General features: G+C 73.3%; 24 protein-coding genes. 15 read left to right on the forward strand and 9 right to left on the reverse strand.

Going from position 1 to position 21434, the window contains the following annotated elements; translation table 11 throughout:
* Positions 1-5: 5 nt before the first annotated feature.
* Positions 6-1775 carry a substrate-binding domain-containing protein gene (locus ABZ877_RS02320; protein WP_361062950.1) on the reverse strand — a complete coding sequence of 590 codons (1770 nt, stop codon included), beginning with the start codon at positions 1773-1775 and terminating at the stop codon, positions 6-8.
* A 187-nt stretch (positions 1776-1962) separates the two neighbouring features.
* Here ABZ877_RS02320 and ABZ877_RS02325 point away from each other — a divergent pair, with 187 nt between their 5' ends.
* Complete coding sequence (locus ABZ877_RS02325) at positions 1963-2763, forward strand: type II CAAX endopeptidase family protein (protein ID WP_361062953.1); 801 nt, start codon at positions 1963-1965, stop codon at positions 2761-2763.
* Positions 2764-2766: 3 nt separating this feature from the next.
* On the opposite strand, the gene ABZ877_RS02330 is transcribed toward ABZ877_RS02325, so the two are convergent.
* Positions 2767-3576 carry a PhzF family phenazine biosynthesis protein gene (locus tag ABZ877_RS02330; protein ID WP_361062957.1) on the reverse strand — a complete coding sequence of 270 codons (810 nt, stop codon included), beginning with the start codon at positions 3574-3576 and terminating at the stop codon, positions 2767-2769.
* A gap of 181 nt (positions 3577-3757) precedes the next feature.
* Here ABZ877_RS02330 and ABZ877_RS02335 point away from each other — a divergent pair, with 181 nt between their 5' ends.
* The 4 genes from ABZ877_RS02335 (at position 3758) to ABZ877_RS02350 (ending at position 7537) form a co-directional block, all read left to right on the forward strand.
* The gene (locus ABZ877_RS02335) at positions 3758-4375 is read left to right on the forward strand and encodes a helix-turn-helix transcriptional regulator (RefSeq protein WP_361062960.1); all 618 of its coding nucleotides are present in this window, start codon (positions 3758-3760) and stop codon (positions 4373-4375) included.
* A gap of 231 nt (positions 4376-4606) precedes the next feature.
* On the forward strand, positions 4607-5089 hold the full coding sequence (locus tag ABZ877_RS02340; RefSeq protein WP_361062963.1) for a Clp protease N-terminal domain-containing protein: 483 nt from the start codon (positions 4607-4609) through the stop codon (positions 5087-5089).
* Positions 5090-5182: 93 nt separating this feature from the next.
* Entirely contained in the window at positions 5183-6205 is a 1023-nt protein-coding gene (locus ABZ877_RS02345; RefSeq protein ID WP_361062966.1) for an EamA family transporter, read from the forward strand.
* A gap of 390 nt (positions 6206-6595) precedes the next feature.
* Positions 6596-7537, forward strand: coding sequence for an EamA family transporter (locus tag ABZ877_RS02350; RefSeq protein ID WP_361062968.1), 942 nt, complete (start codon positions 6596-6598; stop codon positions 7535-7537).
* Between the two features lie 4 nt (positions 7538-7541).
* On the opposite strand, the gene ABZ877_RS02355 is transcribed toward ABZ877_RS02350, so the two are convergent.
* Positions 7542-8189, reverse strand: coding sequence for an FMN-binding negative transcriptional regulator (locus ABZ877_RS02355; RefSeq protein WP_361062971.1), 648 nt, complete (start codon positions 8187-8189; stop codon positions 7542-7544).
* The gene (locus ABZ877_RS02360; protein ID WP_361062974.1) at positions 8189-8884 is read right to left on the reverse strand and encodes a pyridoxamine 5'-phosphate oxidase family protein; all 696 of its coding nucleotides are present in this window, start codon (positions 8882-8884) and stop codon (positions 8189-8191) included. Before ABZ877_RS02360 ends, ABZ877_RS02355 begins: the two co-directional genes overlap by 1 nt.
* 37 nt (positions 8885-8921) lie before the next feature.
* On the opposite strand from ABZ877_RS02360, the gene ABZ877_RS02365 reads away from it, so the two are divergent.
* Positions 8922-10253: an aminotransferase class I/II-fold pyridoxal phosphate-dependent enzyme gene (locus ABZ877_RS02365; RefSeq protein ID WP_361062976.1), complete on the forward strand. Its 1332-nt coding sequence runs from the start codon at positions 8922-8924 to the stop codon at positions 10251-10253.
* Here the strand turns inward: ABZ877_RS02365 and ABZ877_RS02370 are convergent.
* Positions 10244-11221, reverse strand: coding sequence for a DMT family transporter (locus ABZ877_RS02370; RefSeq protein ID WP_361062979.1), 978 nt, complete (start codon positions 11219-11221; stop codon positions 10244-10246). The two genes, ABZ877_RS02365 and ABZ877_RS02370, sit on opposite strands and share 10 nt — an antisense overlap.
* Before the next feature lie 91 nt (positions 11222-11312).
* Here ABZ877_RS02370 and ABZ877_RS02375 point away from each other — a divergent pair, with 91 nt between their 5' ends.
* Positions 11313-12233 carry a LysR family transcriptional regulator gene (locus ABZ877_RS02375; protein ID WP_361062982.1) on the forward strand — a complete coding sequence of 307 codons (921 nt, stop codon included), beginning with the start codon at positions 11313-11315 and terminating at the stop codon, positions 12231-12233.
* Positions 12234-12267: 34 nt separating this feature from the next.
* Here the strand turns inward: ABZ877_RS02375 and ABZ877_RS02380 are convergent, their stop codons facing one another.
* Positions 12268-12738 carry a pyridoxamine 5'-phosphate oxidase family protein gene (locus ABZ877_RS02380; protein ID WP_361062984.1) on the reverse strand — a complete coding sequence of 157 codons (471 nt, stop codon included), beginning with the start codon at positions 12736-12738 and terminating at the stop codon, positions 12268-12270.
* Positions 12739-12875: 137 nt separating this feature from the next.
* Between ABZ877_RS02380 and ABZ877_RS02385 the strand changes: the two genes are divergently transcribed.
* Entirely contained in the window at positions 12876-13517 is a 642-nt protein-coding gene (locus ABZ877_RS02385) for a cysteine hydrolase (protein ID WP_361062987.1), read from the forward strand.
* Here the strand turns inward: ABZ877_RS02385 and ABZ877_RS02390 are convergent.
* Positions 13504-13989, reverse strand: coding sequence for a Rieske (2Fe-2S) protein (locus tag ABZ877_RS02390; protein WP_361062989.1), 486 nt, complete (start codon positions 13987-13989; stop codon positions 13504-13506). The two genes, ABZ877_RS02385 and ABZ877_RS02390, sit on opposite strands and share 14 nt — an antisense overlap.
* A 105-nt stretch (positions 13990-14094) precedes the next feature.
* On the opposite strand from ABZ877_RS02390, the gene ABZ877_RS02395 reads away from it, so the two are divergent.
* From ABZ877_RS02395 to ABZ877_RS02425, 7 genes are all read left to right on the forward strand, one after another.
* Positions 14095-14895: a HipA family kinase gene (locus tag ABZ877_RS02395; protein ID WP_361062992.1), complete on the forward strand. Its 801-nt coding sequence runs from the start codon at positions 14095-14097 to the stop codon at positions 14893-14895.
* On the forward strand, positions 14892-15284 hold the full coding sequence (locus tag ABZ877_RS02400) for a DUF3037 domain-containing protein (RefSeq protein ID WP_361062995.1): 393 nt from the start codon (positions 14892-14894) through the stop codon (positions 15282-15284). Before ABZ877_RS02395 ends, ABZ877_RS02400 begins: the two co-directional genes overlap by 4 nt.
* A gap of 146 nt (positions 15285-15430) precedes the next feature.
* The gene (fabG, locus tag ABZ877_RS02405; protein ID WP_361062999.1) at positions 15431-16192 is read left to right on the forward strand and encodes a 3-oxoacyl-ACP reductase FabG; all 762 of its coding nucleotides are present in this window, start codon (positions 15431-15433) and stop codon (positions 16190-16192) included.
* A 25-nt stretch (positions 16193-16217) separates the two neighbouring features.
* Complete coding sequence (locus ABZ877_RS02410) at positions 16218-16985, forward strand: SDR family oxidoreductase (RefSeq protein ID WP_361063002.1); 768 nt, start codon at positions 16218-16220, stop codon at positions 16983-16985.
* Positions 16986-17151: 166 nt separating this feature from the next.
* Positions 17152-18720: an ABC transporter substrate-binding protein gene (locus ABZ877_RS02415; protein ID WP_361063844.1), complete on the forward strand. Its 1569-nt coding sequence runs from the start codon at positions 17152-17154 to the stop codon at positions 18718-18720.
* A gap of 91 nt (positions 18721-18811) precedes the next feature.
* Positions 18812-19495 (forward strand): uracil-DNA glycosylase, encoded by a 684-nt coding sequence (ung, locus tag ABZ877_RS02420; RefSeq protein WP_361063005.1) that lies wholly within the window; start codon positions 18812-18814, stop codon positions 19493-19495.
* Positions 19496-19582: 87 nt separating this feature from the next.
* Entirely contained in the window at positions 19583-20113 is a 531-nt protein-coding gene (locus ABZ877_RS02425) for a hypothetical protein (protein WP_361063008.1), read from the forward strand.
* Positions 20114-20128: 15 nt separating this feature from the next.
* Here ABZ877_RS02425 and ABZ877_RS02430 read toward each other — a convergent pair whose 3' ends face one another.
* Together ABZ877_RS02430 and ABZ877_RS02435 are read right to left on the reverse strand one after the other, a co-directional pair.
* Positions 20129-20653: a hypothetical protein gene (locus tag ABZ877_RS02430; protein WP_361063011.1), complete on the reverse strand. Its 525-nt coding sequence runs from the start codon at positions 20651-20653 to the stop codon at positions 20129-20131.
* Positions 20654-20767: 114 nt separating this feature from the next.
* On the reverse strand, positions 20768-21370 hold the full coding sequence (locus tag ABZ877_RS02435) for a TetR/AcrR family transcriptional regulator (protein WP_361063014.1): 603 nt from the start codon (positions 21368-21370) through the stop codon (positions 20768-20770).
* Positions 21371-21434 lie beyond the last annotated feature (64 nt).

A 21434-nucleotide genomic window follows, 5' to 3' on the forward strand; every position in this document is an offset into this window, starting at 1 on the left:
GCGGCTCAGCCGCTCTTGGCGCCCGCCTCGACGATGGCCCTGAGGATGACCTGCTGGATGTCGGCGGGGTCGCTGACCTGGTGCCCCGAGCCGCCGGTGACCTCGGCGATCTGCTCGACCTCGTCCTTGTCGGTGTCCGGGCCGACCGCGATGGCGATGAGGGGCACCGGGCGCTCGGGGTCGGTGAGGATTTCGAGGCGCTTGAGGAGGGTGGAGCGGGACATCGAGCCGGGGTCCTCGTTGACGCCGTCGGTGACCAGGACGACGGCGTTGAACTTGCCGCTGCGGTACGACGCCGTCGCCTCCTTGTAGGCGGCGAGCGTCGTGTCGTACAGGCCCGTCGCGCCGCCCGCGACGGGCCGCAGGGAGGTGAAGGCGGCGGAGAGCCGGTCTCGCTGGGTGCCGGAGCCCTTGCGGTCGCCGAGCCGCTCGGTGGGGACCAGCTTCTTGTAGTCGCGGGCGCCGTCGAGCAGCGTGGAGAACTCCCACAGGCCGATCTCGTCCTCGGGCGTGAACGTCGACAAGGCGGCCAGCATGGACGCCTTCGTGACCTCCATGCGGGACTGGCCGCGGCCCGGCACCGGGTTCGCCATCGACCCCGAGGCGTCCACGACCGTGGTGATCCGGGCGCTCTGCACGGTGATCGTCCACATGCCGAGGGTCTTCTCGATCTCCTCGTCGGTGGGCGGGCGCGAGGTGGGCTCCGCGTACGGCTGCGGGGAGCGGGCGCCCGCCCGGGAGGCGACCGCGTCCGGTGAGCTGCCGCCGTCGGTGCGGAAGCCCTCCTTCGCCAGGGCCGCGCGGCCGTCGGGGGCGCCGAGCAGCGTCATGAAGCGGACGGCGGCGCGGCTCTGCTCGGTCGTCAGGGAGTCTTCGCCGACCAGTGTGAACGGGTAGTTCAGCTCGGGCGAGCCGTCCTTCGGGTAGAAGAGGTCGAGGGAGGCGCCGGCGCCCGCCTCGGCGTTGTGCGCGAAGGCCGCCTGTTCGGAGAGGATCACCGCCTGGTTGCGGCGCGGGTCGCCCTCCTCGGTGCCGGAGCCGGGGCGGGCCACGGTCTCCATCAACTGGGCGTCGCTGTCGGACGTGCGCCGCGACAGGATCTTCGCCAGGGCGGCGGCCCGGGTGTCGCCGTCCCCCGATCCCCGCGCGGCGCCCGCCAGCTTGGTGAGCGCGAGCAGCCCCGTGGAGCTGCGGGCCGGGTCGGCGGCGCCGAGGCGCACCTTGTCGTCGGCCGTCGCGGCGCCCGTCAACTGTGTCCACGTGTACGTCCTCCCCGGCCAGCCGAATCCTTTCGCCGCCGCGGGCGCCATGGCGACGCCGATCGGGGACGTGGCGATGTTGCCGGCCACGCTGACCCGCGTCGCCCTCGCGGTCCGCTCGACGCGCCGCACCCACAGGTCCGCGTCCGGCACCCACACCTGGAAATCCGGCGCGCCCTTGCCCGCGCGCAGGGCGTCGGCCACCTTGTAGGCGTCGCGCGGGGTGACGGTGACGTCGAGGCAACTGCCGTCCGAGGTGACGTTCCGCTCGCGGGCCCGGTCGGCGGTGGTCCGCAGGGCGGGCGCCACGTCCGGGGAGGCGACGACGTCGAGGTGGACCGTCCTGCCGCACGCGTCACCGAGGTCAAGGAGGTCGCTGCGGACCGCGAACGCCGTACCGGCCGCGACAGCGAGGACCAGGGCCGTCGCGACGGCCACCGAACGGCCCCGCGGGCGCGGGCGCGGGTCGGCCGCGGCCGACCCGTGTGCGTCGGGCATGCTGCTGTGACGTCCCATGACGGTGGTGCCCCTCCCTGAGCCGTATCGGCAGTTGCGATATAAGCGGTGGAGCAGGCCAGGGGAGAGGTGCGCCGCACAGCGGTGTCCGCCCCCTCGGCCTGTCGCGCGCGATCTTCGTACCTGCATTCGAGACCCTAGCGGGGCGGCGTGGGGGATGCGGCGGGATTACCCAAGTAAGGCAGGTGTGCAGGTGGAGGCGGGGACAGTGACGGAATCTCTTCCCGACGGGGGACTTTCGCGACGATTCTTGCGGGACGAGACACTGCTCGTCCTGGGTCTCTCGCTCGGCGCGAGCGGAGTGTCCGCGCTGATCAGTTTCGTGGGCTCGGTGACCAAGCCGGGCGGCCTCAAGGACCAGGCGGCCACGCTCAACGCCTCGGCCGCGCCCGGCAGGCCGTGGCTCGATCTCGCGTGGCAGTTGTTCGGGATCGCGAGCGCGCTGGTGCCCGTCGCGCTCGTCGCGCACTTCCTGCTGAGGGAGGGCGGGAGCCTGCGCACCATCGGCTTCGACCGGACGCGGCCGTGGTTCGACGGGGTGCGCGGCGCAGCCGTCGCCGCCGTCATCGGCAGCACCGGCATCGCCTTCTACCTCGCCGCGCGCGGCCTCGGCTTCAACCTCACGGTGGTGCCGGAGGCGCTGCCCGACGTGTGGTGGAAGTACCCCGTGCTGATCCTCTCGGCGGTGCAGAACGCCGTCCTGGAGGAGGTCATCGTCGTCGGATATCTGCTGCGCAGGCTCGGGCAGTTGGGGTGGACGCCCGGGACGGCACTGGTCGCGTCGTCCGTGCTGCGCGGCTCCTACCACCTGTACCAGGGCATCGGCGGCTTCTTCGGGAACCTGGCGATGGGCGTCGTCTTCGCCTATCTGTACCGGCGGTGGGGGCGGGTCGGGCCACTGGTCGTGGCCCACTCCCTGCTGGACATCGGCGCGTTCGTCGGATACGCGCTGCTCGCGGGCAAGGTGGACTGGCTGCCCACCGCCTGACGCTCAGGCGTTCAGTTCGCCCTCGATCGTGGTGACGGCGCGGCCGCCGAGCAGTGTGCGCGCGCCGCGCAGGTCGACGCGGACCAGGCCGGTGCGCGCGGACGCCTGGAGACCGGTGAGGACCGTGCGGCCCAGGCGCTGCGCCCAGAACGGGGCGAGCGCCGTGTGCGCGCTGCCGGTCACCGGGTCCTCGTCGATGCCGACGCCGGGGAAGAAGCAGCGCGAGACGAAGTCGTAGCCCTGGGCGGGGTCCTCGGCGCGGGCCGTCGCGATGATGCCGCGCTCGGAGAGCCCGACGAGCGCCTTGAGGTCGGGCGCGAGCGCCCGGACCGTCTTCTCGTCGGCCAGTTCGACGACGAGGTCCCCGACGAGACGTCCGGTGTCGTGCACGGAGAGCGGCTCCGCGCCGAGCGCGTCGGCGAGCCCGTCCGGCGCGGGCTCCTCGGTGAGCGGGGCCGTCGGAAAGTCGAGGACGTACGAGCCGTCGTCCCGCGGTGTCGCGACGAGGACGCCGCTGCGCGTGGCGAACCGGACCGGGCCACTGGTGACCCCCGTCGAGTGCAGGACGTGCGCGGTGGCGAGCGTGGCGTGCCCGCACATGTCGACCTCGGTGCCGGGGGTGAACCAGCGCAGGGCCCAGTCCGCGTCGCCGCCCTCCGGCAGGGGGTGCGCGAAGGCGGTCTCGGCGTGGTTGACCTCGATGGCGACGTTCTGCAGCCAGGCGTCGTCCGGGAAGGCGTCGAGGAGCATGACGCCGGCCGGGTTGCCGGCGAAGGGGCGGTCGGTGAAGGCGTCGACGACACGAATACGCATGTGGCGGACGCTAGCCGGTCCCGGCGCGCCCGGACCAAGGCCAATCCGGTCCGCCTGGCCCTTCTTTCTTGTCGGAGGGGTGTTGCCAGGCGACTGCTTCCGATATATCGTTGAGACATCGCGATCGATCAATGATCGCGTTCATCGAAACCCACGATCAGTGACGAAAGGACTGATTCCCATGCGTAACCACGGACACGACCATGGACATGGACACTGCGGACCCGGCCACGAAGGCCGGGGAGGCTTCGAACGCGGCGGCTTCGAGGGCCGGCGCGCGGCGTTCGGGCCCTTCGGGCCCGGCTTCGGGCCGGGGCCCTGGGGCGGCCGCGGCGGACGCGGCGGCGGACCCCGGGGGCGAGCGCGCCGCGGTGACGTGCGCGCCTCGATCCTGGCCCTGCTCAAGGACCGCCCGATGCACGGCTACGAGATGATCCAGGAGATCGCCGAGCGCAGCGGCGGCGCGTGGAAGCCCAGCCCGGGCTCCGTCTACCCGACGCTCCAGTTGCTCGAGGACGAGGGCCTGATCGCCAGCGCCAGCGAGGGCGGCAAGAAGCTGTTCTCGCTCACCGAGGAGGGCCGCGCCGCCGCCGAGGGCGGCCCCGAGGCCCCCTGGGAGGAGGCCGGCCGCGGCGTCGACTGGGACGCCATGAACGAGATCCGGCAGGCCGGCTTCGGCCTGATGGAGGCGTTCGGCCAGGTCTGGAAGACCGGCAGCAAGGGACAGCGCGAGAAGGCGCTCTCCGTCATCAACGAGGCGCGCAAGAAGCTGTACCTGATCCTCGCCGACGAGGACTGAGCCCCGTGCGGGGCCGGCCACCAGGAGACAGAGCGCGCGAGAGGCGCCCCGTGCACCACGCACGGGGCGCCTCTTCGCGTACGGAGTCCGGCGGAGCGGGGCTCGGTCGGTCTCACCCCGGCCTCCTCCCTGAGGAGGAGGTGCCGGGCCCGTATGCCCACCTTGTGTCGGACGCGAAGATGCTCCTCGCCGGGGATGTTCCTGTGCATCCGGGCTGATGGGGTGGGGTACGTGCAGAGTCTTCCCCCGCCGAACGCCCCCGCCGCCCCGCTCAGTGACGAGCTGGCCCTGGTGGTCGCGGGCGCCCGGCGGCGTGCGCTGCGGGACGGCGACCGGCAGATCGACACGGCCCATCTGCTCCACTCCCTCCTCGAGACCGACCCCGACGTGCGCGCGGCCTTCGACGACAAGGGACAGGTCGCCCGGCTCCTCGGCTACCTGGTGCAGCGCAGCATCGGCTACGGACTGCGGTGGCAGGGCGCCGCCGAGGACTCCGGTGCCGTACCCGTCGTCGTCGGAGGAGCCACCGACTGGTCGCCGCCCGCCGCCGCCGCGATGGAGGCGGGCACCGGGCGGGCCTCTTCCCGTGGGGAGGAGCGGGCGCGCGGCGTGGACGTCCTGGCGGCGCTCGCGGCGGACACCGAGTGCCGGGCGGTGGAGGTGCTCGGCCGCGCGGGCGTGGACGTGGCGCGACTGCGGCAGCGGCTCGGCTGACCCCGCCCGGACCACGTCACCGGGATCTTCCCTCGTCCGTCCAGTGAGACAGGCGTCAACGGGGATGACGGTACTGACCCGCCCTGTCATGATGTGCCGGTGCATGGGTCAAAGGGGTCTCAGGAGAGTCAGGCGACCGGCGGACGCGGCTTCGGCCTCGGGCTCGCGCTGGTCTCCGCGCTGGCGTTCGGCGGTTCGGGCGTCGCGGCGAAACCGCTGATCGAGGCGGGGCTCGATCCCCTGTCCGTGGTGTGGCTGCGGGTCGCGGGCGCCGCGCTCGTCATGCTGCCCGTCGCCTGGCGCCACCGCGCCCTGGTACGGCAACGGCCCCTGCTGCTCCTCGGGTTCGGACTGCTCGCCGTCGCCGGTGTCCAAGCCTGCTACTTCGCGGCGATCTCCCGCATCCCGGTCGGCGTGGCCCTGCTCATCGAGTACCTGGCGCCCGCGCTCGTCCTCGGCTGGGTCCGCTTCGTGCAGCGCAAGCCGGTGACCCGCGCCGCCGCGCTCGGCGTCGTCCTCGCGGTCGGCGGACTCGCGTGCGTGGTGGAGGTGTGGGCGGGCCTGAGCTTCGACGTGCTCGGACTGCTCCTCGCGCTGGCCGCCGCCTGCTGCCAGGTGGGCTACTTCGTCCTGTCCGACCAGGGCAGCGACGCGGGCGCCTCCGGCGGTGAGGTGCCCGATCCGTTCGGCGTCATCGCGTACGGGCTCCTCGTCGGCGCGCTCGTGCTCACCGCCGTCGCCCGGCCCTGGTCCATGGACTGGCCGGTGCTCGCGGGCGAGGCCACGATGAACGGCACCGCCGTCCCGGCCTGGCTGCTGCTGTGCTGGATCGTGCTGCTCGCCACCGTCGTCGCGTACGTCACCGGTGTGGTCTCCGTACGGCGGCTCTCGCCGCAGGTGGCCGGGGTCGTGGCGTGCCTGGAGGCGGTCATCGCGACCGTCCTCGCCTGGGTCCTGCTCGGCGAACACCTGTCGGCACCGCAGCTGTTCGGCGGCGCGGTGGTCCTGGTCGGGGCGTTCATCGCGCAGTCCTCCAAGCCCGCGGAGCCCGCGCCGGAGCAGGCCGCGGCCGACCGGGCGGAAACCTCGTTGTCCCGCACGGGCGGCGCGGTCTAGGGTGCCGATCATGCATCGACACGCACTCCTCCTGCCGCCTCCGGGGGCCTAGGGCCCGTCTGACCGGCCGTTGTTCAGGCCGGTCCGGCCCGGGGCTTCACGTTCGGTGATCCGCCGCCGTGAGACGCGACCGGCACCCCTCGGTGCCGGTCCGCACGGTGCTGCCGACCTGCCGGGACGGGTGCTCCGGGCGGGCGTCGACCCCTCCTGGACCGTCGGCCGCGATCGTGGCCGTGCCGGGTCCGGAGGGGCCCGCCCGACGGGCCCGTTCGCGGGCGGCCCGGGTCTCGTGGCCGTCCGCGCAGGACGGTCCGTGTCCCCGGGCCTCGCCGCGGCGGGGCCCCTTCCGTGGAGATCCACGTGTCGCATGTCGTTCCGGCCGGTTCAGCCGTGCCGTCTTCCGAAATCCGTTCCGCGCGCCGACTGTCCGTCGGGCGCGGCTTGTCGTACCTCGTCGTCGCCGGTGTCGCCTGGGGCACCGCGGGCGGCGCCGCCTCCGTCGTGTTCCGGCAGAGCGACCTCGGGCCCGCCGCCCTGTCGTTCTGGCGGTGCGCCGGAGGGCTCCTCCTGCTCGTGGCCGCCCGGGTGCTGCGGCGCGGGTCCACGCCCGCGCCGACTGGGGAGTCGCTCGGCCGCAGGCTGGTCCGGTATGTCGTGCTCGGGCTGTGCCTGACCGTGTTCCAGACCGCCTACTTCGCCGCCGTGGGCGTGGCGGGCCTCGCCGTCGCCACCGTCGTCACGCTCGGCGCGGGCCCGGTGCTCATCGCGCTCGGCGCCCGCCTGACCCTGGGGGAGCGGCTCGGGCGCGGCGGGATGGTCGCCGTCGCGGGCGCGCTCGGCGGCCTCGCGGTGCTCGTCCTGGCCGGCGGCGGCGCGACCGTACGCCCGCTGGGTGTGCTGTGGGCGCTGGCCTCGGCCGCCGGGTACGCCGTGATGACGCTGCTCACCCGGTGGTTCGGCCGGTCGGGCCGTGCGGGTGACCAGCTCGGCACGACCGTGGCCACGTTCGCCGTCGCCTCGCTCGCGCTGCTGCCGCTCGGCGCGGCCGAGGGCCTGGTCCCGCACACGGCCCGGCCGCTGGAGGTGCTGGCGCTCCTCGCGTACACCGCGTCCGTGCCGACGGCGCTCGCCTACGCCCTGTACTTCGCGGGCGCGGCCGTCGTACGGTCCGCCACGGTGTCCGTGATCATGCTGCTCGAACCGGTCGCGGCGGCGCTCATCGCCGTCACCCTCCTCGGCGAGCGGCTGACCGCGGCCACCGTCGCGGGGACCGCGCTGATGCTGGCCGCGGTGGTCGGGCTCGCGATGGCGGAGGCGCGCTCCACGACGTAGCGGGTCACGCCTCCTGGCGCCGTCGCCGCTGCCCCGCCAGCGCGGCGGCGTCGCCGGGGGCGCCCCGGTCCGCGAGCCCGGCCGCGATCCGGTCCTGGACCTCCTCCGACTTGTGCCCGGCGTACTTGAACTTCGCCCGTACGTCGGTCACGTCGAGCCGCAGCCCACGGATCCCGGCGAGCATCCGCCCGTATGGCACCTCGCCCACCGCCACCGACGTGGAGAGACCGGGCGGCTGGAAGTGGCCCACCTGCCGGTTGAGCAGGACGGCCTTCTCCTCGGGGTCGTCCACGACGTGGGCGGTGCAGTGCAGCTGGACGGCGGTGTAGACGCTGGTCGGCGTCCCGTGCTCGGCGGGGGCGCCGGGCAGCGCCTGCCACGGGCCGGGCACGAACGCGTAGTCGTCGACGACGCTGAGGACGACGTGCGGATTCGCCTCCAGCGCGGGCCACAGCGGGTTCGGGCGGGCCAGATGGGCGACGGCCTCGCCGAACGCGCCGCCCGCCGACGGGTCGTAGGCGAAGTGCATCGGCTGCACGAAGGGCGGCTCGCCCGCGAGTCCGTTGACCGCGAGCTGACCGAAGTCGCGGGCGGCGAGCCACCGCTGCCACTCGGCGGTGGAGCGGGCCGCGTCCCAGGGGTGGATCAGCATCACAGCTCCCGCAGGTACGCGGGGACCTCTATGCCCTCGGCGAGATCGTCGGCCGGGACGAGCGGGCCGTGGCCCCGGGTCAGCGGGACGACGCCCGCCCAGTGCGGCAGGTCCAGGTCCTCCGGCTCGTCGTTCGGGCCGCCGGTGCGGACCTTCGCGGAGACCTCGGCCAGGTCGAGGGCGAGGACGGCGGTCGCGGCCAGCTCCTTGGCGTTCGCCGGACGGGAGTCGGCGGTGCGGCCCGGCACGACGTGGTCGACCAGCGCGTCGAGAGCGCGCCGCTTCTCCTCCGGGTCGGTGACCTGGTGCGCGACGCCGTGAACCACGACGGATCGGTAGTTGATGGAGTGGTGGAAGGCGGAGCGGGCGAGGACCAGGCCGTCCACGTGGGTCACCGTCAGGCAGACCGGCAGGCCCGGATCGTGCTGTCCGGCCATGCGCAGGGGGCGCGAACCGGTGGAGCCGTGCACGTAGAGGCGTTCGCCGACCCGGCCGTACAGCGTCGGGAGCACGACCGGGGTGCCGTCGCGGACGAAGCCGAGGTGGCAGACGTAGGCCTCGTCGAGTATCGCGTGCACCAGGGAGCGGTCGTAGGCGGCGCGCTCCTTGGAGCGGGTCGGGACCGTGCGCTCCGTCGGTGCGTAGACGGACCCGGTGGGTGAGGGGGCGGCTGACGATTCGGGGGCGGCGCTCATGTTGCGGACTCCATTGCACTAGTGCAAACTGTTCTTTGTGCTAGGAGAGTATCCGATCAGGGGGCGGCGTGCCGCCGAGATCTCGGCGAGCGTGGAGCGCGCGGTGGCCGACGGCGCGCTCGCGCCGGGCCAACTGCTGCCGCCCATGCGCGAGTTGGCCCAGCGGCTCGACGTGAACCCGAACACGGTCGCGGCCGCCTACCGCACCCTGCGCGAGCGCGGGGTCATCGAGACGGCGGGCCGGCGCGGCAGCCGCGTACGCCCGAAGCCCGCCACGACCGCGCGCGAGCAGATCCGGGTGGACGTGCCGCCCGGCGTACGGGACGTGTCCGACGGCAACCCCGACACGGCGCTGCTGCCGTCGCTGGCCGAGGCGTTCACGGCGGCGGCCACCGTCGCGGACGCGCGGCCCGTCCTGTACGGGGACGAGCCCCTGGAGCCCGAACTGGCGCGCCGCGCACGGGCCGACCTCGACCGCGACGGGGTGCCCGGCGGGCCGGTGGCCGTCGCGTCCGGGTCGCTCGACGCGATCGAACGGGTGCTGACCGCGCACCTCAGGCCCGGGGACGCGGTCGCCGTCGAGGACCCCGGCTGGGGCAGCATGCTGGATCTCGTCCCCGCCCTCGGCCTGCGGCTCGTCCCGGTCGGCGTCGACGACGACGGGCCGCTGCCCGCCGGTGTCGAACGGGCGCTGCGCGAGGGCGCCCGGGCGCTCGTGGTCACCGACCGCGCGCAGAACCCGACCGGCGCGGCCGTGAGCGCGGCGCGCGCGGCCGAGCTGCGCACGGTCCTCGCCGCGCACCCGGACGTGCTGCTCATCGAGGACGACCACGGGCACGGGATCGTCGACCTGCCGCTGCACCCACTGGCCGGGGCCGTCCGGCACTGGGCGTTCGTCCGCTCCGTCGCCAAGGCCTACGGCCCGGACCTGCGGCTCGCGGTGCTCACCGGTGACGCCGTCACCCTCGACCGGGTGCGGGGCCGCCAGCGGCTCGGCCCCGGCTGGGTCAGCCGCCTCGTGCAGCGGGCGGTGGCCGGGCTGTGGGCGAGCGGCGCCGGGGACGCGCGGGCCGTCGCCGCGTCGTACGGCGAGCGGCGCGACGCCCTGATCGCCGCCCTGGCCGAGCGTGGCGTCGCCGCGCACGGGCGCAGCGGCATGAACGTCTGGATCCCGGTCCCCGACGAGACCGGCGCGGTCGCCCGCCTCCTCCACGCGGGCTGGGCGGTGGCCCCCGGCGCCCGCTTCCGCCTGACGGCCCCACCCGCCATCCGCCTCACGGTCAGCCGCCTGCGCCCCGAGGAGATCCAGGCGGTGGCGGAGGTCGTGGCGGGGGCGGTGGGGGCGGGGCCGGTGCGGTCCTACGCCTGAGGGCGGTCGCGGCGGTTCCGGGTGCGGGGCTGGGTCAGGGCCGCGCCCGCCAGGATGACCGCCGCGCCCGCCGGGGTCGACCAGGCCAGGGATTCGCCGAGGACCGCGACGCCCGCCGCCGTGGCGATCACCGGGACGAAGTACGTGACCATCTGCGCCGTCGTCGGGCCGACCTCGGCGACCAGGCCGTACTGGATGAGGACCGCGATGCCCGTGCCGAAGGCGCCCAGGGCGAGGATCGCGAGGAGCGGGACCACCGGGAGGCTGTGCGGCCAGGACGTGAACAGCGGGGTCACGACGGCCAGTTGCACGGTGGCGAGCAGGAGCTGGGCGCCGGTCATCGACAGATGGGAGTGGCCCGTGTGCGCGAGCGTGCGGCGGACGTAGATCCAGCCGACCGGGTAGCTGAGCGAGGCGAGCAGCGCCATCGCCGTGCCCGTCACGTCCAGGCCGTGGAAGCCCTGCCAGACGCCCAGGACCGTCAGCACGCCGAGGAAGCCCAGACCGAGCCCCGCCACCCGGCGCCGCGTCGGCCGGTCCTCCGACAGCGCGACCAGGGAGAGGGCCATGCCCCACAGCGGGGACGTGGCGTTGCAGATTCCGGCGAGCGTCGAGGGGATCGTCTCCTCGGCGAACGCGAACAGGGAGAACGGCAGCGCGTTGAGGAAGAACGCCGCGACCGCCAGGTGGCCCCAGGTGCGGGCGCCGCGCGGCAGCCGCTCCCGCTTCACCGCCATCGCCGCGACCAGCACGAGCGTGCCGAAGAACAGGCGCCCGAACGTCACCTGGAACGGGGCGTACCCCTGCGTGCCCACCTTGATGAGCAGAAAGCTGAAGCCCCAGATCGAGGACAGCACGCCGAACCGGACGCGCCAGTCGAGCGCGCGGCGCGGCGGGACGGCCGACGGGGTGGTGACAGGGGTGGCAGGGGCGGCGGGGGTGGCGCTCGCAGGGGTGACGGTGCTCATGGACGCAAGGATCGCGCCCGCCGTCCTCGTAGCACAAGCGAGATTGTTTGCGCGGTATTCATTAGCAGCGCTTACCTATAGCATCGCCACCATGTTGAACCTGGAGCGGCTGCGCGTCCTCGACGCCCTGGCCCGGCACGGCTCGGTCAGCGGCGCCGCCGACGCGCTGCACGTCACGACGTCCGCCGTCTCGCAGCAGATGACGAAGCTGGAGCGCGAGGTGGGCCAGCAGCTCCTCGCCAAGCACGGGCGCGGCGTACGCCTCACGGACGCGGGGCGCCTGCTCGCCGAGCACTCCGGGCGGATCCTCTCCCAGGTCGAGCTGGCCCAGTCCGATCTGGAGGCGCAGCGCGGGCAGGTCGTGGGCGAGCTGCGGCTCTCCGCATTCCCGACCGCCGCGCGCGGCCTCTTCCCGGCCGCGCTCGCCGCGCTGCGCTCCGCCCACCCGCAACTGCGCGTGCGCTCGCGCGAGCTGGAGCCGGAGGCCGGTGTCGCCGGGGTGATCCGCGGCGATCTCGACCTGGCCGTCGTGCTCGACTGGCACAACAAGCCGATGCCGCTGCCCGACGGGCTGGTCAAGGCGAGCGTCCTGGACGACCCGGTGGACATCGCGATGCCCGCGGGGCATCCGCTCGCCGACCGTGACGAGGTCCGCCTCGAGGACTTCGCCGACGACGAGTGGATCACCTGGGGCGAGGGCGAGTTCTGCCACGAGTGGCTGCTGTTCACGCTCCGCGCGGGCGGTGTCGAACCCCGCATCGGCCATGTCGCCGCCGAGACGCACACGCAACTCGCGCTCGTCGCGGCAGGGTTGGGCGTCTGCGTGGCCCCGCTGCTCGGTCGCTGGCCGATCCCGCCGGGCGTGGTCACGGTCCCGGTCCGCCATCAGGTCCGCCGTCATGTCTACGTGGTCTGGCGCGCGGACGCCGACCGCCGCCCCTCGATCAGGGCGGCGGTGGAGGCGCTGGGCAAGGTGGGCGCGGACCTGGGCGGGTCGGCGGAGCGCGGCTGAGCGCGCCCCTACGACCCGCCCATGCGACCCGCCCCTACAGATCCGCCAGCTTGCGGAAGTCCCAGGACGTGATCTTGTCCGGGGTGAGGCGGGCCCAGGCGTGACGGCCGTCGTGGAACATCTCGGGCATCCCGAAGTTCTTGCGGGCGAACAACTCCTCGGGCCTGTCGAGTGCGGGGCACGGCTCGCCGGTCCGGGGTGACTCGCCGATGAACTCGACGCGCCCGGACAGTTCGACGCCGCGCAGTTCCCCGTACTCCTCACCCGCGTCGACCACCACGGCCACCCGTCCGTCGGCCCGCAGGTCGGCCCAGCGGCGGCTGCGCGTGAGGGAGTACAGCCACAAGGACGTGCCGTCCCACACGAACCACAGCGGGCTGACGTGCGGCGCCCCGTCCGCCGACACCGTGGCCACCCGGCACGTGCGCCGCTCGGTGAGGAACGTCTCCAGCTCCTGCGGGGTCATCATGATCTTTCGTCCCCGGCGCTGCTGGGTGGCGGCCATGGCGCTCCTTGTCCGTTGCGTCGTGCGCGGCGTCTGGCTGACGGGGTGTCAGGAAAGCAGGATGCGGCCTCTTCCGTCCCCGCGCAATGGTGGCTAGTCTCCAGCCCCCGGAGCCGAGGGACGTACGAGGGGGGACCATGCCGAGGCGCGAGGATCTGGCCGAGCTGCTCGACCCGGCGTACACCGCGCTCCTGACCGTCGAGTGCCAGCAGGGCGTCGTCGGCACCGACAGCGCCCTGCCCGAACTGGCCGAGGCGGCACGGACCTCGGGCGCGCTCGTCCACGTGGCACACCTGGTCGCCGCCGCCCACGAGAGCGGGGTCCAGGTGCTGCACGCCGTGGCCGAGCGGCGCCCCGACGGCCGCGGCGCCAACCGCAACGCCCGCCTGTTCCGCGCCGCCGAACGCCTCCCCGTCCAGCAACTGTCGGGGTCGAAGGCTGTGCGGATCGCGCCGCCCATCGAGGTCGCCGACGAGGACCTGATCGTCCGCCGTCTGCACGGGCTCTCACCGATCGCGGGCACCGACGTGGACCCGCTGCTGCGCAACCTCGGCTGCCGCACGCTCCTGATCACGGGCGTCTCGGCCAACGTAGCCATACCGAACGCGGTGTTCGACGCCGTGAACCTCGGCTACACCGTCGTCGTCCCGAGGGACGCCATCGCGGGGGTGCCCGCCGACTACACCGCCGCGATGGTCCGCAACACCCTCGCCCTGGTCGCGACCGTGACGACGACACGCGAGGTCCTGACCGCCTGGAAGCGTCCTAGGCGAGGCTGATCGACTCGCCGCTCACCTTGATCTGCTTCTCGGACAGCGGCTGGGTGGCGGGCGGGTTCTTGACGCTGCCGTCCTCGATGGAGAACTTGCTGCCGTGGCAGGGGCAGTCGATCGTGCCGCCCTCGACCTTGGTCACCGCGCACCCCTGATGCGTACAGGTGCTGGTGAACCCCTTGAACTGGCCCTTCGTCGGCTGGGTCACCACGACGCCCGCGTCGGCGAAGACCTTGCCGCCGCCCTCGGGGATGTCGGAGGTCTTCGCCAGCTCACGTCCGCCTCCGCCTCCACTCTTGTCTCCTCCGCCGCCGTTGGCCGGGGAGGCGTTGCCCGCGGGCTCGGACGACCCGTCCTTCTTCGAGCCGCCGCACGCGGTCAGCGCCGCGGCGGCCCCGACGACGCCGACCGCCGCGACGACGGTGCGACGCGCGGGCGCCCGGCCCAAGGCCGGCGCGGACATGTTCGGATCGGTCATGCTCTCGGTCCTCTCGATCAGCGGCTGGATCCCGTGGGGGTGCTCTTCCGTACGTGCGGTGATCCCGGAGCGTTCAACCACGCGCCGATCTCCTAACCTGGGCGCATGCTCAAGGAAGTCGCGGCGACCCGCTATGTCACCCCCATGAGGGAGGGCGGATCGCTCCCCGGCCTGGTCGAGGCCGATGATCTGACCTCGTACGTCATGAAGTTCACCGGCGCGGGACAGGGCCGCAAGACGCTCGTCGCGGAGGTGGTCTGCGGGCAGCTCGCGCGGCGGCTCGGCTTCCGGGTGCCGGAGCTGGTCGCACTCGGCCTCGACCCGGTGCTCGGGCTCGGCGAGCCGGACCCGGAGGTGCAGGAGCTGCTCAAGGCGAGCGGCGGCACCAACCTGGGGATGCGGTTCCTGCCGCGCGCGCTCGGCTTCGACCCGCTCGCGTACGCGGTCGGCCCCGCCGAGGCGGGCCGGGTCGTCTGGTTCGACGCGCTGATCAACAACGTGGACCGGTCCTGGCGCAACCCCAACATGCTGATCCACCGCGGCGACCTGTGGCTCATCGACCACGGCGCCACCATGATCTGGCACCACAACTGGCGCACGGCCGCCGCCTGGGCGGACAGGCCGTACGACGCCACGGACCACGCCCTCGCCCGGTTCGCCCCCGATGTCGCCGCCGCCGCGGCCGAGCTCGCGCCCCTTGTCACCGAGGACCTGCTCGCCGAGGCCGCCGCCGACGTCCCCGAGGTGTGGCTGGCCGACGAACCCGGCTTCGACACCCCCGACGCCGTACGGCGCGCGTACGTGGAGATCCTCGCGGAGCGCGCGGCGACCGTCCACGAGCGGATCGAACTGCCCGAGGCCACCCTCGCCGGGGCCGCCCCCACGACCGGCTGGATCATGCAGTGAGCGAGCACGAGGTGCGTGACGTCTTCGAGTACGCCCTGCTGCGGGTGGTGCCGCGCGTCGAACGCGGCGAGCAGATCAACGCGGGTGTCGTCGTGTACTGCCGCGCCAAGTCCTTCGTCACCGCGCTGACCCACCTCGACGAGGCCCGGCTGCTCGCCCTCGACCCCGAGGCGGACGTGGCGGGCGTCCGCGCCCTCCTGCACGCCGTCGAGCGGCACTGCCGGGGCGGCGAGAGCGCGGGCCAGGCCGCCGCCGACGACGCGGGCCGCCGCTACCGCTGGCTGATCGCGCCGCGCTCGACGGTGGTGCGGCCGGGGCCGGTGCACACGGGCCTGACGGCGGATCCGGCGGCCGAGGCGGAGCGGTTGCTGACCCTCCTCGTGCGCTGAATCGTGCGCTGAGTGATCAGGGGCACCCGGTGGGTACGTTGACACCGGGTGCCAGGGCTTCTAGCGTCAGCCGCACAGGGTACTAAGCGGTCGCTCACCTGTTCCGGGTGGCGCGACCGCCCTCTAGGGCGAGGAGACCACAGAGCATGTCCACCACTGAGCAGCGCGTAGCGATCGTCACGGGAGCCGCGCGCGGCATCGGCGCCGCCACCGCGATCCGCCTCGCGGAGGAGGGCCGCGCCGTCGCCGTGATCGACCTCGACGAGGCCGCCTGCAAGGACACCGTCGACAAGATCACCGCCGCCGGTGGCAAGGCGCTCGCCGTCGGCTGCGACGTCTCCGACGAGGCGCAGGTCGAGGCGGCCGTCGCACGCATCGCCGAGGAGCTCGGCGCGCCCACGATCCTCGTGAACAACGCGGGCGTCCTGCGCGACAACCTCCTGTTCAAGATGAGCGCCTCCGACTGGGACACGGTCATGAACGTGCATCTGCGCGGCGCGTTCCTGATGTCGAAGGCCGTCCAGTCGCACATGGTGGACGCCAAGTTCGGCCGCATCGTGAACCTCTCCTCGTCGTCGGCGCTCGGCAACCGCGGCCAGGTCAACTACTCCGCCGCCAAGGCCGGTCTCCAGGGCTTCACCAAGACCCTCGCCAAGGAGCTGGGCAAGTTCGGCGTCACCGCCAACTCGGTCGCCCCCGGCTTCATCGTCACCGAGATGACCAAGGCCACCGCCGAGCGCGTGGGCATGGGCTTCGAGGAGTTCCAGGCCGCCGCCGCGACGCAGATCCCCGTGCAGCGCGTGGGCCGCCCCGAGGACATCGCCAACGCGATCGCCTTCTTCACCGGCGACGCCGCCGGCTTCGTCTCCGGCCAGGTCATGTACGTGGCCGGCGGACCGCTCAACTGAAACCGGGAACCCGAAGATGACCGACATGACTTCTTCCGAACGTCCCGCGCTGTCCGGCAACGTCGCGCTCGTCACCGGTGCCAGCCGCGGCATCGGCTACGGCATCGCCGAGGCCCTGATCGCGCGCGGCGACCGCGTCTGCATCACCGGCCGCGGTGAGGACGCGCTCAAGGAGGCCGTGCAGAACCTCGGCCCCGACCGCGCCATCTACGTCGCCGGAAAGGCCCACGACGAGGCGCACCAGGCCGCCGCCGTCGAGCGCACCATGGAGGCGTTCGGCCGCGTCGACTTCCTCGTCAACAACGCCGGTACGAACCCGGTCTTCGGCCCGATCGCCGAGCTGGACCTGAACGTGGCGCGCAAGGTCTTCGAGACCAACGTCGTCTCCGCGCTCGGCTTCGCCCAGCGGACGTGGAAGGCGTGGCAGAGCGAGAACGGCGGCGCGATCGTCAACATCGCGTCCGTCGCGGGCGTCTCGGCCTCGCCGTTCATCGGCGCGTACGGCATGAGCAAGGCCGCCATGGTCAACCTCACGCTCCAGCTCGCGCACGAGTTCGCGCCGAAGGTGCGGGTCAACTCGATCGCCCCGGCGGTGGTGAAGACCAAGTTCGCGCAGGCCCTGTACGAGGGCCGGGAGGCCGAGGCCGCGGCGGCCTACCCGCTCGGCCGGCTCGGCGTGCCGGAGGACATCGGCGGCGCCGCCGCGTTCCTCACCTCGCGCCAGGCCGACTGGATCACCGGTCAGACGCTCGTCGTGGACGGCGGCATCTTCCTCAACGCGGGCGTCGCCTGACACCGCGTACCGGGTGAGATTGCGGGCGCCGGGTGACAACGCCTGACAAACGTCCTCAACGCGTGAAGTGGCCTGCTGGAAAGGCGAGTTGATCCAGCGGGCCACTGCGGTATGGTCTGCCGACCCTTGGCATGGCCGATCGAGGAGCGTGCGCGTGTCCAAACGTATGCTTGCCCCACGCACATGGGCGGCGAGTGCGTCCGTGGTTCTGCTCGCCGGGTGCGGACTGGTCGATTCCGGTGATGCGGACGACGGCGGGGCCCCGATCGTCGTGGGGACGACGAGCGCGCCGAGCACCCTCGACCCCGCGGCCTCCTGGGACGGCTCATGGGAGCTGTTCCGCAACGTCTACCAGACCCTCGTCGCCTTCCCCTCGGGCGCCGCGCAGCCGGAGCCCGACGCGGCGACCTGCGAGTTCGAGGACAACGCCAACCGCGTCTACCACTGCCGGCTGCGCGAGGACATGCGCTTCTCCGACGGGCACCCGCTCGACGCCGCCGCCGTGAAGCACTCGATCGACCGGATCCGCGCGATCGGCGTCAAGGGCGGGCCGAGCGGCCTGCTCGGCAGCCTCGACCGCGTGGAGACCGAGGGCCGCCGCGACGTAACGTTTCATCTGAACAAGCCGGACGCGACGTTCCCCTTCATCCTCAGCACCCCGGCGATGTCCATCGTCGACCCGCGCGAGTACCCCGCGAAGGCGCTGCGCACGGACGGCGAGGTCACCGGGTCGGGCCCGTACGCGCTGAAGGCGTACACCGAGAACCAGAAGGCGGAGCTGGTCGAGAACACCCACTACAAGGGGTTCGCCGACCGCAAGAACGACGCCGTGACCATCCGCTACTTCGCCACGTCGGCGCAGATGGTCGCCGCTCTCAAGGACCAGCGGATCGACGCGACCTTCCGCGGCCTCGCGGCGGAGGACGTCGTGGACCTCCAGGGCAAGAGCGACAAGGAGGGCCTCCAGCTCGTCGAGGGCGCGGGCACGGAGATCAGCTACCTCGTGTTCAACCCGGAGGACCCGTGGGCGGGCAAGCGGGCCGTGCGGCGGGCCGTCGCCCAGATCGTCGACCGCGGGGCCATCGCGCACCAGGTCTACAAGGACACCGTCGAACCGCTGTACTCCATGGTCCCGCGCGGCCTCGCGGGCCACACCACCGACTTCTTCGACGACTTCGGCGACCCGGACCCGGCCAAGGCGGCCGAGATCCTCGGCAAGGCGCACGTCACCACACCGGTCCCGCTCACCCTCTGGTACACCACCGACCGCTACGGATCGGCGACCGCGCCCGAGTTCCGCGAGCTGAAGCGGCAGTTGGAGGCGTCGAAGCTGTTCGAGGTGCGGCTCAGGAGCCGCCCGTGGAAGACGTACGAGCAGGGCTACCGCAAGGGCGAGTACCCGGTGTTCGGACGCGGCTGGTTCCCGGACTTCCCCGACGCCGACAACTTCATCGCGCCCTTCGTCGGCGAGGAGAACGCGGTGAGCACCCCCTACGTGTCACCGGAGATCACCGACGAACTGCTCCCGCAGGCCCGCCGCGAACGCGACCGGAGCGCCGTCGTGCGGCAGTTCGAGCGCGCCCAGCAGATCATGGCCGACGACTCCCGGCTCCTGCCGCTGTGGCAGGGCAAGCAGTACATCGCGGCCAGCGACGAGATCTCCGGCGGGGAACGCGCCCTCGACCCGTCGACGATCATGATGATGTGGGAGCTGCACCGCAAGACCAGTTGGTGAGACCGCCGGGACCGGGGGCGGGGACCCGTTGTCAGTGGGCGCCGGTAGGTTCATAGGCATCGAACGTGCCCGTACCCCGGAGGTTGTTGACGTGACCGACACCGCGATGCTGCCCGAGTCCTGGCGCGGCGTCCTCGGCGAGGAGCTGCAGAAGCCCTACTTCAAGGAGCTCACCGAGTTCGTCGAGGAGGAGCGCGCGAAGGGTCCCGTCTACCCGCCGCGCGAGGAGGTCTTCGCCGCGCTCGACGCGACGCCCTACGACAAGGTCAAGGTCCTCATCCTCGGCCAGGACCCCTACCACGGCGAGGGCCAGGGCCACGGGCTCTGCTTCTCGGTGCGGCCCGGCGTGCGCACCCCGCCGTCGCTGCGCAACATCTACAAGGAGATGCAGGCCGAGCTGGGCACCCCGATCCCGGACAACGGCTACCTGATGCCGTGGGCCGAGCAGGGCGTCCTGCTCCTGAACGCGGTGCTCACGGTGCGGGCCGGGGAGGCCAACTCGCACAAGGGCAAGGGCTGGGAGAAGTTCACCGACGCCGTGATCCGCGCCGTCGCCGACCGCCCCGACCCGGCCGTCTTCGTCCTGTGGGGCAACTACGCGCAGAAGAAGCTCCCGCTCATCGACACCGAGCGGCACATCGTCGTCAAGGGCGCCCACCCCTCGCCGCTCTCGGCCCGCAAGTTCTTCGGCTCCCAGCCGTTCACGCAGATCAACGAGGCGGTGGCGGCCCAGGGCCACGAGCCGATCGACTGGCGCATCCCGGATCTGGGCTGAGCCGCGCCTGCCCCGGATCGCCGTCGGCGGCCGTTAGCGTCGGTGACCGGGACCGGCGCGCGGCCCGTCCCGGACCTGGAGGAGCCAGTGGGACAGCAGCGTGAGCAGACGGCGGACGACGCCATGATGACCCGCATCGGGCAGGCCGCCATGCTGGCCCACGCCGGTGACCGCGAAGAGGCCCGCGGCCGCTTCCTCGCCCTGTGGGCCGAGATCGGCGAGGACGGGGACCCACTGCACCGCTGCACGCTCGCCCACTACCTGGCCGACACCCAGGACGACCCGGCCGACGAGCTGGCCTGGGACCTGCGCGCGCTGACCGCCGCCGACGGGCTCACGCGGGAGCGGCTCGCGGCGCACGAGCAGTCCCTCGCGCTGCGGGCCCTGTACCCGTCGCTGCACCTCAACCTCGCGGCGGACTACGTGAAGCTGGGCCGCCCCGGCGCGGCCCGCGATCACCTCGCCCGCGCCTGGTCGATGGTGGACGCGCTGGGCGACGACGGCTACGGGAACGGGGTGCGGGCCGCCCTCACCCGTCTCGAACAGCGGGTGGCGGGGCTGCCGGGGCCCCCGGAGCCGCCGCGCTTTCCGGAGCCACCGGGGGAGGGGCGCCCCTGACGTGTCCGCCGCCGCTCAACGGCCGTAGGCGTCACGGCAGATGACGGCCTGCGGACTGTCCGGCGCCCAGCCGCCGTACGCGCGGCCGAGGGCGCACACGTCGGTGCCGGTCCGGGGTGGCTTGGGCACGGCGGGCCGTACGGGGAGCCGCGCGGGGGGCGCGGGATGCGCGGGGTGCGCCACGGGCCTGCGGGGCGCGGGCCGCGGCGCCGGGGCCGCCCGGCGCGGCGGCGACAGTGCGGGCGGGGCTTGCGTGTGCGGGACCCGCGCGTGCGGGGTCTCGGCGCGCGGGGTCTCGGCGCGCGGGGCGGCCGGTGCGGGGTGCGGCGCGCGGCCCGTCCGCCGCAGCGCCTCCCGCACGGGGGCCTGGACCAGCGGCCGGCCCGCGTGGCCGTCGGGGCGGGGCACCGGGGCGGTGACGGGCGTCGAGGGCCGGGCCGGGGGCTTCGGCGTCGGCACGCTCACGCAGCCCGACGCGGTGGCGGCGAGGGCGAGGGCCGCCGCCCACAGGAGCGCGGCCGAGCCGCGGATTCGGAGCACGCGGGCCACTGTGGAGGACGTCGGGGTGGCGGGGGAGGGGGAGCGGGGAGGTTGCCCTGTACGGGTGACGGGTGACGGGTGACGGGTGACGGGTGACGGGTGACGGGTGACGCGTTACGCCGGGTCCTGCACGGCGAGCATGCCGTGCAGCAACTCCGCGAGCCCCTTGCGCAGTTCCACGAGGCTCGGCACCGACGCGTGGTACGCGCCCGCCACGCACGAGAACATCGTCCCCTCGGCCCACGCCACCAGCGACAGCGTGTGCCGCTCGGGCTCCTGTGAACCCGCCTCCCGCAGCAGCCGGGTGAGCGGCTCACGGAACTGGCGGCCCGTGGCGTCGAAGAACGTGCGCAGCTCGGGCCTGCGCGTCGCCTCCAACGCCAACTCATAGCGACAGACGAGCAGTTGCGGGTGCTCGGTCAGATAGCGGTGCAGGGCGAGCGCCATGCCGTCGATCAGGGCCGGCAGGCCGCCCGCGGGGTCGGGCAGCTCGTCCACCGCCAGCACTCTGCCCTCAAGTACCGCGAGCCGCCGGACAGCCGCCTCCAGGAGGGCTTGACGGGTGCGGGCGTAGTTCGACGTCGAGCCCTGGGGCAGATGGGCGACCTCGTCGACCGCGCGGTGGGTGAGGCCGCGCATGCCGCGTTCGGCGAGCAGGACGAGGGCGGCGTCGGCGATCCGGTCGTGGCGGGGGGCTGAAGCGTTCGGGCTGGACATGAGGGCAATCTATCGCGCCGACTACACCTGTAGTACCGTGCCGTTGCGTCCGCACTACAGCTGT

Source organism: Streptomyces sp. NPDC046939 (assembly GCF_040644575.1).
Classification (GTDB): Bacteria; Actinomycetota; Actinomycetes; order Streptomycetales; family Streptomycetaceae; genus Streptomyces.